Origin of the sequence: Azoarcus indigens (genome assembly GCF_004361735.1) — a bacterium.
Lineage (GTDB): Bacteria > Pseudomonadota > Gammaproteobacteria > Burkholderiales > Rhodocyclaceae > Azoarcus > Azoarcus indigens.
Genome location: NZ_SNVV01000016.1, coordinates 80,723 through 94,062 on the forward strand (window position 1 = coordinate 80,723; position 13,340 = coordinate 94,062).

Below are 13,340 nucleotides of genomic sequence, written 5' to 3' on the forward strand. Positions count from 1 at the left end.
AAACCGCCCCATGCTCCTTCCCGCCCTGCGCCGCCTGTTGGGACTCACCCTGCTCCCCTTCGCCCTGGGCGCCAACGCCGCCCCCACCGGCGGCCAGCCGGCGGAAGGTGCGCCGCTGCGCGCCGGCCAGGAGGTCGAAGACACGCTGGAGAGCAAGCAGCGCCGCGCCCATGCGCTGCAACTCTCGCCCGGCGACTACGTACGCGGCTGGCTGGAAGGCGACGGCATGCGGCTGGTGCTCACCGACGCCGCCGGCGAGCGGCTGCGGGTGCTGGGCGAAGGCAGGGACGCCCGGCAGGACTTCATGTTCGTCGCCGGCGACACCCCGCCCTACAAGCTGGAAGTGCGCGCCCCGCGGGCCGGCGGCTACCGCCTGCAGATCGCCGAGATCGTGCCGCGCGCCCGGCAGCTGATGCCGGCGGCGGAACTGGACAGCCCCCGCCTGCGCGCCCTGCAGGCCGAACTCGGCCGCGGGGGCAACAGCGGCGCCTTCTGGCGCGAGCTCGCCCAGGCCGGCACGCCGCTGATCGAGAGCGCAGGCGTGACGCCGCCGCTGGCCGGCGACGAGCTGCTGGTCACCTTCCTGTGGCGCGGCGCCCGCGACAACGTGCGCCTGTTCGGCGCCCCCTCCGGCGACCATGATGAACTGCAGCGCCTGGCGGGTTCCGACGTCTGGTTCCGCAGCTACCGCCTGCCGCACAGCAGCCGCCTGGGCTACAAGCTGGCGCCGGACGTACCGACGCTGAACGCGCCCGCCACCACCCGCCGCCGCGCCATCCTCGCCACCGCCCAGCGCGACCCGCTCAACGCCCACAGCTTCCCGGCCCAGCCCATCGACCAGTACGCAGGCGAATCCATCCTGGCGCTGCCGGCTGCGCCACCACAGCGCTGGACCGAAGTGCGCCCCGGCGTCGCCACCGGCACGCTGGAAACGCTGACGCTGGAAAGCCGCATCCTCGGCAATACGCGCGAGGTGCATTTCTACCGCCCCGCCGGCTACCGCCCCGGTGCCGAAGGCAACGCCCTGCTGGTGCTGTTCGACGCCCACGCCTATCTGCGCGAAGTACCCACCCCCACCCTCCTCGACAATCTCATCGCCGCCGGCGCCATTCCGCCCACCGCCGCCATCCTGCTCGCCAACCCCAGCCGCGAGGCGCGCGGCAGCGAGCTGCCGCCCAACCCGGCGTTCGCCCGCTTCCTCGCCGAAGAACTGATGCCCTGGGCCGCCGCCCACGGCCTCGCCGCGCCCGCCGAACGCACGGTGATCGCCGGCTCCAGCTATGGCGGCCTCGCCGCCGCCTACGCCGGCCTGCGCCACCCGGAGCTGTTCGGCAAGGTCTACAGCCAGTCCGGCTCCTTCTGGTGGTCGCCCGGCAGCGGCCCCGGCGTCACCGGCGAAGAACCCGGCTGGCTGATGCGCCAGTACGCCACCGCCGAGCGCAAACCGCTCGCCTTCCTGATCGAAGCCGGCCTGTTCGAAGCCAGCCGCAACGGCCAGACCGGCATCCTCGAAAGCAGCCGCCACCTGCGCGACGTGCTGCGCGCCAAGGGCTACCCGGTGCGCTACAAGGAATACGCCGCCGGCCACGACTACCTGCACTGGCGCGGCACGCTGGGCGAGGGGCTGGTCATGCTGCTGGGCAAGGGAGAGGGTTCGGCGCAGTGATGCGGGCGGCTGGTCTGCTCGTGCCGATTCGAGCGGACGGCGGCCCTGCCGGTCCGGTGAGCCGGGCGCAGAACGCGCTACCCCTCCCGGACTACAAGGAACAAAAACGGGCGGCCTCGATGCGGGACCGCCTGTTCTCTTGATGACCATCGAGCGCGCCCGTCTGCCGGCGAAGCGCGTCCCGCATTCCGATCAAGCCACCGCCATCCGCCACCGCCGGGAATAAAGGCGCTCCGCCAATGCATCCGCCCATCTCTGGGCAAGGCACATCACGCGCAGGGTGCCGATGAAGCACAGGAAATACAGCATGGGCGTCATCCCGAGCCTTTCCGCAAAGGCAACGGCCAGCGCTAGCGCAGACACCACGAAACCAGTCCCCAGATTGCGCCCCGTCGCCACAGCCAGCGCCGGCAGCAAGGCCACCACCAGCAGCGCTATGACCGCGACGTAGAACTTGATTGCAACCACGACGAACAGCCAGCCTATCGGCGTGGAAGGTCTCATCACCCGCCAGGGGGCCAGCGCCCATGTTTCCACCTGTTGCGGGTAGCGATGCAAAAGGAACAGGGTGAGGTTGATCCACAGTGCAGCCCCCACCAGCACCCAGCTCGCCTGCATCATCGGCTCCGGCTGGAACGTGACGTCGACCGCGGCAACAGCGGCAAGCCCCCAGCACAACCCGACTGTCGACGCGGCGCTGCCGACGAAGCGGAGGGCCAGCACGGAGCCAACAAACAACAAGGAATACAGCAAGCTGTATGCACCGCCTCGCCAAGGCTCGGGCAGCGATGGCGTGAGGTCCGGCGCAAGCAGCACCGCGCCGCAGATGATAGGCCCTCCCAGACTCGCGAAAAGCGTGAAGCGATAGCCACTCTTCGTCGATACATCCACCACCTTTGCGGCTGCCTGCAGCAGCCCCCATCCCGCCCGGCGCAAGAACGCAGTACCGGCCATCATCGCCAGCAGCATCAACACCGCCATGAACACCAACCCCAGGGCCGCGAAGGTGGTGGAGCCCTGCTTCCAGTTGGACGGAAGGCAATACGCCCCCAGGAAAGCCACTGGCAGCAGGCGCAGGAAACCAAGCTTCTCCACCATGCGCAGCAAACCGGCGTGCTCCTCCCTGCCGATCCCGAGGGAACCCAGAACAGGCGCAGACAGGCTGGGTATCAACATGTACAAGCTGGGCAGATGCAGAAAAGCGAACAGCCACGCACGCCAGGCCCCACGCTCGCTACGCAGCCTGCGGAAGCGCTGCAGCCGCTCCAGACGCAGGGCGAACACCGGATCCGCCTCCGCCAGGCTGCGGGCCTGCTCCAGGCGGTCGCGCAGTGCCTGGGCGCGCGGCAGGCCGAGCTGGGCTTCGGAACGGAAATCGCTCAGCCAGCCGAAGTAAGTCGCCAGCGCACGGGCGAAGTCCTGCGGCAGGTCGGCGTGTTCCAGCACCAGGTCGGCGAAGCGCACCGAGGCTTCGCCGCGCAGCGCATAGGGCAGTTCGTCCAGGTGGCCGACCAGCACCGGCCAGGCGCCCGGCAGCGCCTGGTCGCCCTCCGTGCGCCAGTGCGTCAGCAGGGATTCGACCAGTTGCTCCGGCGGAAACCAGCCGGGCATGGGTTCGTCGGCTTCTGCCGGCGCCTCGCCGGGCATCCCGGCCTGCGGCGGCAAGTCGGAAGTGGCGGCGGAAAGCGGCTGCGGCCCTTCCTGTGGCGGCGGGGAGCCCTCCGCCCGGGGCGCGGCTTCGGCCTGTTCGCCGGCAATGCGCTGCGCTCCGCCGCCTTCCGCCAGCGTGGCCACCCGGGCGGCGTTGGCTTCGCCCGCCGCGGCCCCCGGCTGCGCTTCCTCGGCGGCTTCCGCCGCGAGCAGGGCCTGGTGATGCCGCATCCAGCGGGCCTGCTCCAGCGCGGCGTCGTAAGCCTCGCGTAGGCGCTGGTAGCCCTCGGGGTCGTCATCCGGCCTGGCCTGCTTCAGCAGGCGGGCGTAGGCGCGCTTGATGATCACGTTGTCGGTGGTGGCCTCGTCCAGCCCCAGTTCGCTCCAGCAGTTGCGCATGTCGCCGCCCTCAGAGCACGAAGCTGCCGTCTATGCTGTCCAGCGCGCGGCGGAAGCCTTCGCGGGCACGGGCGACCTCGCGCTCGTCCTGGGAGTCCAGCGCGATCTCGAAGGCCGCCAGCCATTGCTGGATCATCGGCCTGTCGTTGCCCAGCCTGTCCTCGTACAGGCGCTTGGCACGGGCGATGAGATAGACGTTCTCCTGCTGTTCACGCGGATGCACCTTCAGTGCCTCCAGCCGGGCCAGCGCGGCGGCGATCTCTTCTTCGCTGAGGCGGCCGTCGTGCTGGCGGATCAGCGTGGAGGCCTTGCCGCCGCCGGCCAGCTCATGCACATCCACCGCCAGCAGGCCGTTGGCGTCGTAGGAGAAGCGCACGTCCACCGTGGCCTGGCCGGCGGGCAGCGGCGGCACCTCGATCTCCAGTTCGCCGAGCTTGAGGTTCTCGCTGCCGACCGGCGACTCGCCCTGGCGCACGTCGATCAGGATGCGGGTCTGGCGGTCGGCCACCGTGCTGTAGTTGGACACCCGCGACACCGGCACCGGCATGTTGCGTTCGATGATGGGCGAGAAGCGGTCGCCGTAGCGGCGGCCGTTCACCTCCTCGCTGCTGACGATGCCCAGGGAATAAGGCATGACGTCGGTGAGCACCACTTCTTCCAGCGCTTCGTGGCGGGCCAGCAGCGCGGCCTGGATGGCGGCGCCGCGCGCCACGGTTTCGTCCGGGTTGATGGTGCGCAGCGGCAGGCGCTGGAACAGCCGGGTGGCGGTCTGGCGCACCAGCGGCATGCGGGTGGCGCCGCCGACCAGCACGATCTCGGCCAGTTCGCCCGGGTCCAGCCTGGCATCCCCCAGGGCACGCTCTATCGGCCGGCGCAGGCGGGCGATCAGCTCGGTGCTGGCGGCCTCGAATTGCTCGCGGCTGACTTCGCAGACGTGGCAGCGGCCATCGAGCACGAGCTGCATGCTGGCCGCCGGCGCCTCCGACAGCTCTCGCTTGGCCTGCTCCGCCATGCGCCACAGCGCCGGCGAGCCTTCCAGCTGTTCGCGCAGTCTGTTGTCCAGGCTGGCGCAGTTGGCGAGGAAGTAGCCCTCCAGCACGCGGACGAAGTCCTCCCCGCCCAGGCGGGTGTCGCCGGCGCTGGCGCGCACCTCGACCACGCCGTCGAAATACTCCAGCACCGAAACGTCGAAGGTGCCGCCGCCGAGGTCGAACACCAGGAAGGTGCTGTGGTCGCTGCGCTCCTGCAGGCCGTAGGCGAGGCCGGCGGCGGTGGGTTCGTTGAGCAGCCGTTCCACCTGCAGCCCGGCGATCTCGGCCGCCGCCTTGGTGGCGCGGCGCTGCGCCTCGTTGAAGTAGGCCGGCACGGTGATCACCGCCCGCGATACCGCCACGCCCAGCGCCGCCTCGGCGTCCTGCTTCAGCGACTTCAGCACCAACGCTGACAGCTCCTCCGGGCGGAACTCCCGCTTGCCCAGGCGCAGGCGGTGGTCGGTGCCCATCCAGCGCTTGAAGGCGGTGGCCGTGCCGGCGGGATGCGTCGCCAACCGCTCCCGCGCGGGCAGGCCGACGAGCACGCTGCCGTCATCCGCCAGGCTCACCGCCGAGGGCGTCAGCACATGGCCGAAGGCATTGGGGATGAGCTCCGTCTGTCCGTCCCTGAACACCGCAGCCAGGCTGTTGGTGGTCCCCAGATCTATCCCCAGGCACGGCGACGTTTCCATTCGATGCTCTCAACGAAAAATGAAGATCGAATTCTAGCGTCCGGGGATGGCGGAATGTGGCAGCGCCGCAAGCGGCGTGCGGGAGGGGCTGGCGCGATGCCGGACAAGTGCGGCCCTGGATGCCTTGAACATTCCGCCGATTCCCGCCGGGATTCCGGCCCGGGCAGCGGCGGTGAGGCCAGGCGCAGCCTCTCTGCCTTGCGCGAGCCGCTCGCTACTCGCTGTCCGGCGTCGGCGTCGCCACGCTCCACAGCGCATCGAAAAGCTGCCGCTGCATGGCGGCGAATTCCTCGCTCTCGATGATCAGCCCATAGTTTTCCCGCCGCGAGGAGATCAGGCTGACGCGGTTGTCGTAGATGAAGGTGGTCATCGACAGCACCATGTCATCCGGCGCATAGCGCAGGTCGCGCAGGTCGCCGAGGCTGGAGGGCCAGATGGGCTCCACGTCCTTGCGCCTGGAGCGGATCACCTTGAGCCAGATGCCCTTGGAGGCCCGGGCGGCGATGAAGCGTTCCATCTCTTCCAGGCCCGGCGTCTCGCTCAGCTCGCCCATGGAGAGGATGCCGCGCAGCACCTTGGGCTCGCCGGTAACCGTCAAGGTGTCCCACAGGGCGGTGCGTATGCCCTCCGCCCCCTCGTAGAAACGGATGCCGGGCTTGCCCTTGACGCGGTTGTAGAGCGAGCGCAGTTGCGGCATTAGCTCGCCCAGCATCTGCCGGCGCGCCTCCAGCCGCTCCAGCAGCACGGTGGGGTCTTCCGCCACCACGTAGCGCTTGCTGCCGCGGTTCTCCAGCACCACCAGCCCTTCTTGCTCCAGCCGCGACAGCGCGTCGTAAGCGGTGGTGCGCACCAGCCCGGCCCGCGCCGCGACGTCGGAGATGGGCGCCTCCCCCAGTTCGATCGCTGCCGCGTAGAGCTTGAACAGCGTGCCGCTGATGCCGATCTGGGCCAGTTTGCTTTCCATGTCCATCCAGTGGTGACTCCGCCGTTCCATGCCATGCGAGAGGTGAGGCGGCGGAACCTTACGCTAGTTGTTGATTGCTGTCGACAGAGAGATCCTGGTCACGTCAGTCACCTGTCTATTTATATCGACAAAAAATCCATTCCGCCGCCTCTCCAGGCCCCAAAAGAAGGCGATACGCACCCATTTAGTGCGCGTTAATCCCCAGAACAAGGGGAAAACGCCTGTGTAGCAAAGAAATAAGTTGACGAAAAAAATCGACAAATTAATACTTAAATCGTGTCGAAACTGATCGACAGATCGCCCATCCGCTGGCGAGCCGCCCACAACAGGAGAACCGCAATGCAGATCAAAGCCGCAGTCGTCCAGGCCGGCGCCATTCCCTTCGACCTGGAGGCCAGCCTGACCAAGGCTGAGCGCCTGATCGCCGAAGCCGGCCGACAGGCTTGCGAGCTGGTCGTCTTTCCCGAGGCCTACCTCTCGGCCTACCCCAAGGGGCAGGACTACGGCGTCAGCATCGGCGTGCGCACACCGGAGGGGCGCGAGGAATTCCGCCGCTACTTCGACAGTTCGGTGCAGGTGCCGGGACCGGTGACCGAGCGGCTGGGCAAGGCCGCCGCGCAGGCCGGGCTGCATCTGGTGATGGGCGTCATCGAGCGAGACTTCGGCACCCTCTACTGCACAGTGCTGTTCTTCGGCCCGGACGGCGGCCTGCTGGGCAAGCACCGCAAGCTGATGCCGACTGCCGCCGAGCGCCTGGTGTGGGGCTTCGGCGACGGCTCCACGCTGCCGGTATACGACACCGCCATCGGCAACCTGGGGGCGGTGATCTGCTGGGAGAACTACATGCCCATGCTGCGCATGGCGATGTACGGCAAGAAGATCAACCTGTACTGCGCGCCCACCGCCGACGACCGCGAGTCCTGGCTGCCGACGATGCGCCACATCGCGCTGGAGGGCCGCTGCTTCGTCCTCACCAGCTGCCAGGTGCTGCGCCGTGGTGATTTCCCGGAGGACTACGTCTGCCAGATCGACGGCACGCCCGAGACCCTGCTGATGCGCGGCGGCAGCGCCATCATCGACCCGCTCGGCCGGGTGCTGGCCGGACCGCTGTTCGACGAGGAGGGCATCCTCACCGCGACGCTGGACATGGGTGAAATCACCCGCGGCAAGCTCGACTTCGACGTGGCCGGCCATTACGCCCGGCCGGACGTGTTCCAGCTGACGGTGAACGAAGCGCCGCAGCAGCCGGTGAACTACGTCCGCCCGGCCAGGGGCTGAACGCCGCCGCAGCCTTCCCCCGCCTCCTCACGAAGCGGCCGCTGCGGCGGCCGTCGTTCCACTCACCCAAGAGGAAGTCCAATGGAAAAACTCTCCCGCGGGCTGATCACCCTGTTGAACGCGGCCGCCGGCCTGCTGTTCGCGGCGGCCATCGCGATCAACTTCGTCAACGTGGTCGGCCGTTATGTGTTCCACGCCCCGCTGTTCTGGGCCGAGGAAGTCACCACCTTGCTGGTGATCTGGTCGGTCTGCCTGATGTCCTACCGCCTCACCGCCAACGGCGAACACCTGGTCACCGACATCCTGCGCCCCTTCCTGCCGGCTTCGCTGCAGCGGGCCCTGCTGCTGGCGGTGACCGCGTTCGGCGTGGCCGCGACCGGCTTCGTCGCCTACTACGCCTATGTGGTCGTGGCGCTGGTGGCCCGCCTGCAGCAGCTCACCACCGTGGCGGAGCTTCCGAAGGAAGTCGCCAACGGCTCCATCCTCGCCTGCTTCGCGCTGGCACTCGCCGGCAGCCTGGTGCGCCTGCTGCAGATGGCCGACACCCGCCGCCCGCTGCCGGGCGCCGAGCCGGCCGAAGTGGATGACGCCATCCTGGCCACGGAGGGCGCGAAGTGAGCATCCCTCTCGTTCTCTCCATCCTGCCGCCAGTGCTGCTGATCGCCGGCCTGCCAATCTACCTGGTGCTGCTGGTGAGCGCCGGCGCCGCCATTCTCGGCTTCATGAGCGTGCCGCCCACCCTGATCCCGCAGATCATGTTCGGCGGGCTGGACAAGTTCGCGCTGCTGTCGGTGCCCTTCTTCATCTTCGCCGGCGAGATCATGGCGCGCGGCGGCGTGTCGCGCCGCATCGTCGCCTGCATCCTGTCGCTGTGCGGTCGCTTCAAGGCGGCGCGGCCGATCACCACCATCGCCGCCAGCGAGTTCTTCGGCGCGGTGTCCGGCTCCAGCCCGGCCACCGTCGCCGCCATGGGCAAGCTGATGTATCCCAGCCTGCGCGAAGGCGGCTACGGCGAGAAGTTCTCCCTCGGCCTGCTGACCTCGGCCGGCGGCATCGCCAGCGTGATGCCGCCCAGCATCCTGATGATCCTGTACGCCGCCTCGGCCGAGCAGTCGGTCACCGAGCTGTTCGCCGCCGGCGTCATCCCTGCGCTGCTGCTGGGCTTCGCCACCCTGGTCTACATCCTGTGGCACGCCCGCAAGGTGAAGCCGGTGCCGGAGGCCAGGCGCAGCGCGGTGGAAACCGTGGCGCTGGTGCTGGGCGCGCTGCCGGCCCTGGGCACGCCGCTGGTGATCCTGGGCGGCATCTACTCCGGGGTGTTCTCGCCCACCGAGTCGGCCGGCATCGCCGGGGTGTACGGCATCCTGGTGGCCCGCTTCCTCTACCGCGAAATCAGCTGGTGCGAGATCTGGGAAGTGGTGGTCAGCTCCGCCCGCCTCACCGCGCAGATCCTGCTGGTGGTGGCCGCCTCCGGCGTGTTCTCCTGGGTGCTGACCACCAGCGGCATTCCGCAGGCGCTGGTGCAATCCGTCGGCGGCCTGGCCGACAGCCCGTGGGTTGTGCTGATCGCGATCAATCTCTTCCTGCTCGTCGTCGGTTGCCTGATCGATCCGGTGTCGGCCATCGTGCTGCTCACGCCCATGCTGGTGCCGCTGGCCAGCCACCTCGGCATCGACCTGGTCCACTTCGGCGTGATCATGGCGGTGAACCTCAGCATCGGCATGTTCACCCCGCCCTTCGGCCTGAACATCTTCACTTCCCACGCGCTGTTCAACGTGAAGATCTCCACCATCTGCGCCGGCCTCGTGCCCTTCATCGTGCTGCAGGTGATCACCCTCTTCGTCATCAGTTTCATCCCCTGGCTGTCGCTCGTCGGCGCCCAGTTCGTCCGCTGACCCACGCCCAACCCCTGGCTACGGCCACCAAGACCACAAGGAGTAAGTGATGTCCGCTGTTCAAGGTAAAGCCCCCCGCCGCCTGCGTTCCCGCCTGGCGTGTTCCCTCGGCGCCCTCGCGCTGGTGCTCGGCGCCAGCGCCGCACATGCTGCCGACTTCACCATGAAGCTCGCCACCGCCACGGTGAACGACGTGCAGACCGAGGCCATCAAGCGCTTCGCCAAGCGCGTCGAGACGCGCAGCAACGGCCGCATCAAGACCGAGCTCTACCCTGCTGCCCAGCTCGGCTCCAACACCCGCATGATCGAAGGCCTGCAGCTGGGCAGCATCGAGTTCTACACCGGCCCGGCGGCCTACCTGGTGGGCGTGGATGCGCGTTACCAGATCATGGACATGCCCGGCGTGTTCACCGATGCCCGCCACGCCCAGCGCACCTTCAGCGATCCGGAGTTCCGCAAGGCCCTCCTCGACATCGGCACCAGCAAGGGCCTGGTCGGCCTCGGCACCTACATCTACGGCAACACCGCCTTCGCGACCCGCTTCGAGGGCGCCAAGGTGGCCGACTTCAAGGGTCGCAAGCTGCGCGTGCTGGCCTCCCGGGTGGAGCGCAAGGGCGTCGAGCTGATGGGCGCCACCGCGGTGCCGGTGGACTTCAGCGAGGTCGTCACCGCGCTGCAGCAGGGCACCATCGACGGCCTCAAGAGCTCGCCGCCGGCCTTCACCTCGCTCAAGCTCATCAACATCGTCAAGAACGTCACCGCCACCGAGGACGGGGTGATGGGCGAGCTGATGCTGGCAAGCAAGCAGTGGTGGGACACCCTGCCGGCCGATCTGCAGAAGATGCTGCGCGAGGAAGCCGCCGCGCTGGAGCCAGAGCTGTACGACTTCGTGCTCGACGACCAGGCCAAGGCCTACAAGCTGTGGGAAGAACAGGGCGGCAAGGTCTTCCACCTGCCCGCCCAGGAACGCGCCGCCCTGCTGAAGGACATGCGCGAGGCCGCTTCCGCCATGCTGCGCGAGAACAAGGCCACCGGCGAAATGCTGGACCTGACCCTGCGCGTGGCCGAGCGGGTGAAGTAAGGCCGAAGTAAGCACCCGGCGCGGCGGGCGATTCAGGCTTGCCGCGCCTCCCACAGGACACATCATGCAGATCAGCCTGGACAGGCTCACCGAGAAGCAGCGCTATGGCCTGCTCACCTCGCTGGTGGTGCCGCGCCCCATCGCCTGGGTCACCACCGTGTCGCCGGAGGGAACGGTCAATGCGGCTCCCTTCAGCTTCTTCAACCTCATGGGGCACGATCCGGCGGTGGTCGCGCTGGGCATCCTCGCCCACCCGGAAAAGCCGTTGAAGGACACTGCGCGCAACATCGAGCGCAGCGGTGAATTCGTGGTCAACCTAGTGGATGAACACCTCGCCGCCGCCATGAACGCCACCGCGGTGGACCTCGCCTACGGCAGCAGCGAACTCGCCCTCGTCGGGCTGGAGACCGCACCCGGGCTGGCGGTGGAGGTACCGCGCATCACCGCCTGCAGCGCCAGCCTGGAATGCAGGCTGCTACAGAGCATTCCGGTGTCGGAACATCAGCGCGTCATGCTGGGCCAGGTGGTGGCCCTTCATGTGGACGACGCCCTGGTACAGGACGCGGAACGCGGCCATGTGCACATCGCCCTCCATGCGCCCATCGCGCGCATGGGCGGCGCCGGCATCTACGCCCGCAGCTCGGACCGCTTCGAACTGGAACGGCCGGACGCCGCCACCCAGCCGCTGGAACGTTAGCCACCGCCACGAGCAAACGCCATCATCCATGCCATTGAAGTATGCTCTGGGAAACACATCCTTCAATGGCTCCATCATGTTCTTTTATCGTTGCGGTAGCGTCCTGGCGGCGCTGCTCCTGGGCGCCACGCTTGCGGCCTGCGGCGGCACGACGACGAAGCGCGCCAGCCTCGCCCCCGAAGTTGTCGAGAGCGACTACACCGCGCAGCGGTCAGCGCTGGGGGTGGTGCTGCTGGCGGTCAACTGGGGGCGCAGGTGGAACTGCGGCGGCTTCCAGCACGCCGAGTTGCGTGGCTTCGCCTTCGACCGCCTGCCCTGGGGCGGCCGCCCTCCCGCCGCTGCCGGCGATATGGAAGCGGAAGGCCCGGAGGCGGTGTTGATGCGACCAGGCCTCCAGCACTATGCCCTGCAGCTGCCGCCGGGCAGTTATGCGCTCAGCCGCGTGCGCATCAGGGCGACGCGGGACACGGCACCGCTCGCTCTCGATCTGTCCCGCAGCGAGCTGGCCCAGGATGGCGCCCCGGCTGGCGGCAGCTTCCAGGTGGGCGCCGGAGAAACGGTGTACATCGGCAACTTCGCCCTGAACTGCGAGCAGGCGCCCATGCTGTGGCGCTACTACGCCCAGGGCAGGGAGAACTTCCAGCACCAGTTGCTGGAATACCGGCGCAAATATCCTTTCCTCAAGCTGGACGAGGTGCACTACCGGCTGTTCGACACCTCACGCTTCGGCCTGCCCTACCAGTTGCCCTGAGCCCTGGCCCGGCGGCATGACTGAAACGGCCGGGCTCCGTGCCGGAGCGCGGCCGTTTTGCGCTGTAGCGGAGGCCGCCGGCCTCAGCCGCGGGCGATGGCCTCCGCCACCGCCTTGCCCACTTCCGAGGTGTTGGCGCCGCCGCCCATGTCCGGCGTGCGCGGACCTTCCACCAGCACCTTCTCGATGGCCTTGACCATGGCGTCGTGCGCCGCGGTGTGGCCGAGGAAATCCAGCATCATCGCGCCGGACCAGATCATGGCGATCGGGTTGGCGATGCCCTTGCCATGGATGTCCGGCGCCGAGCCGTGCACCGGCTCGAACAGCGAGGGGAAGGTCCGGTCCGGGTTGAGGTTGGCCGAGGGTGCGATGCCTATGGTGCCGGCGCAGGCCGGGCCGAGGTCGGAGAGGATGTCGCCGAACAGGTTGGAGGCCACCACCACGTCGAAGCGCTCCGGGCTGAGCACGAAGCGGGCGGTGAGGATGTCGATGTGGTACTGGTCCCACTTCACTTCCGGGTAGGCCTTGCCCATTTCCTTCACCCGTTCGTCCCAGTACGGCATGCTGATGGCGATGCCGTTGGACTTGGTGGCGGAGGTCAGGTGCTTCTTCGGCCGCTTCTGCGCCAGTTCGAAGGCGTACTTGAGGATACGGTCTACGCCCTTGCGGGTGAAGATGGATTCCTGCAGCACCGTCTCGCGCTCGGTGCCCTCGTACATCTTGCCGCCCACCGCGGAATACTCGCCTTCGGTGTTCTCGCGCACCACGTAGAAGTCGATGTCGCCCACCTTCTTGTTCGCCAGCGGGCAGGGCACGCCGGGCATCAGCCGCACCGGGCGCAGGTTCACATACTGGTCGAAGTCGCGGCGGAACTTGAGCAGCGAGCCCCACAGCGAGATGTGGTCCGGCACCTTGTCCGGCCAGCCGACGGCGCCGAAGAAGATGGCGTCGAAGCCCTTGAGCTGGGCGAACCAGTCGTCCGGCATCATCTTGCCGTGCTGCAGGTAGTAATCGCAGTGGGCCCAGTCGAAGTGGGTAAATTCGAGCGCCATGCCGAACTTCGCCGCCGCCGCTTCCACGGCGCGCAGGCCTTCCGGCATCACTTCCTGGCCGATGCCGTCGCCGGCGATGACGGCGATGCGATGGGTCTTGCTCATGCGGTTCTCCTCCTCGGGGTGGCGGCCGCGCCGCCTAGCTGTGGGGTGCGCATACCGCTCGGGCAGCGTCAGGGCCACA

At 68.2% G+C, this 13,340-nt stretch carries 11 protein-coding genes; 7 read left to right on the plus strand and 4 right to left on the minus strand.

The features are described from left to right. The first annotated feature begins 10 nt into the window (after positions 1-10). Positions 11-1,666 (plus strand): alpha/beta hydrolase-fold protein, encoded by a 1,656-nt coding sequence (locus tag C7389_RS17215; protein WP_133593747.1) that lies wholly within the window; start codon positions 11-13, stop codon positions 1,664-1,666. 192 nt (positions 1,667-1,858) lie between these two features. On the opposite strand, the gene C7389_RS25190 is transcribed toward C7389_RS17215, so the two are convergent. The 3 genes from C7389_RS25190 to C7389_RS17230 all read right to left on the minus strand — a co-directional run bounded on the left by C7389_RS25190 (position 1,859) and on the right by C7389_RS17230 (position 6,402). Further along, entirely contained in the window at positions 1,859-3,715 is a 1,857-nt protein-coding gene (locus C7389_RS25190) for a hypothetical protein (protein ID WP_211168487.1), read from the minus strand. Positions 3,716-3,725: 10 nt separating this feature from the next. After that, the gene (locus tag C7389_RS17225; RefSeq protein ID WP_133593749.1) at positions 3,726-5,438 is read right to left on the minus strand and encodes an Hsp70 family protein; all 1,713 of its coding nucleotides are present in this window, start codon (positions 5,436-5,438) and stop codon (positions 3,726-3,728) included. A 214-nt stretch (positions 5,439-5,652) separates the two neighbouring features. Continuing rightward, entirely contained in the window at positions 5,653-6,402 is a 750-nt protein-coding gene (locus tag C7389_RS17230; RefSeq protein ID WP_211165985.1) for a TrmB family transcriptional regulator, read from the minus strand. A gap of 339 nt (positions 6,403-6,741) precedes the next feature. Here C7389_RS17230 and C7389_RS17235 point away from each other — a divergent pair, with 339 nt between their 5' ends. The 6 genes from C7389_RS17235 (at position 6,742) to C7389_RS17260 (ending at position 12,104) form a co-directional block, all read left to right on the plus strand. Continuing rightward, positions 6,742-7,680 carry a carbon-nitrogen hydrolase family protein gene (locus tag C7389_RS17235; protein WP_133593753.1) on the plus strand — a complete coding sequence of 313 codons (939 nt, stop codon included), beginning with the start codon at positions 6,742-6,744 and terminating at the stop codon, positions 7,678-7,680. An 81-nt stretch (positions 7,681-7,761) separates the two neighbouring features. Then, a complete protein-coding gene (locus tag C7389_RS17240) occupies positions 7,762-8,298 on the plus strand; it encodes a TRAP transporter small permease (RefSeq protein WP_211168486.1) in 537 nt (178 codons plus the stop codon). Beyond that, the gene (locus C7389_RS17245; protein ID WP_133593755.1) at positions 8,295-9,575 is read left to right on the plus strand and encodes a TRAP transporter large permease; all 1,281 of its coding nucleotides are present in this window, start codon (positions 8,295-8,297) and stop codon (positions 9,573-9,575) included. Before C7389_RS17240 ends, C7389_RS17245 begins: the two co-directional genes overlap by 4 nt. Before the next feature lie 49 nt (positions 9,576-9,624). Continuing rightward, entirely contained in the window at positions 9,625-10,656 is a 1,032-nt protein-coding gene (locus C7389_RS17250) for a TRAP transporter substrate-binding protein (RefSeq protein ID WP_133593757.1), read from the plus strand. A gap of 64 nt (positions 10,657-10,720) precedes the next feature. Then, positions 10,721-11,353 (plus strand): flavin reductase family protein, encoded by a 633-nt coding sequence (locus C7389_RS17255; protein ID WP_133593759.1) that lies wholly within the window; start codon positions 10,721-10,723, stop codon positions 11,351-11,353. Positions 11,354-11,429: 76 nt separating this feature from the next. Further along, positions 11,430-12,104 (plus strand): hypothetical protein, encoded by a 675-nt coding sequence (locus tag C7389_RS17260; protein WP_133593761.1) that lies wholly within the window; start codon positions 11,430-11,432, stop codon positions 12,102-12,104. Between the two features lie 83 nt (positions 12,105-12,187). Here the strand turns inward: C7389_RS17260 and C7389_RS17265 are convergent, their stop codons facing one another. After that, entirely contained in the window at positions 12,188-13,261 is a 1,074-nt protein-coding gene (locus C7389_RS17265; RefSeq protein ID WP_133593763.1) for a tartrate dehydrogenase, read from the minus strand. Between the last annotated feature and the right edge of the window lie 79 nt (positions 13,262-13,340).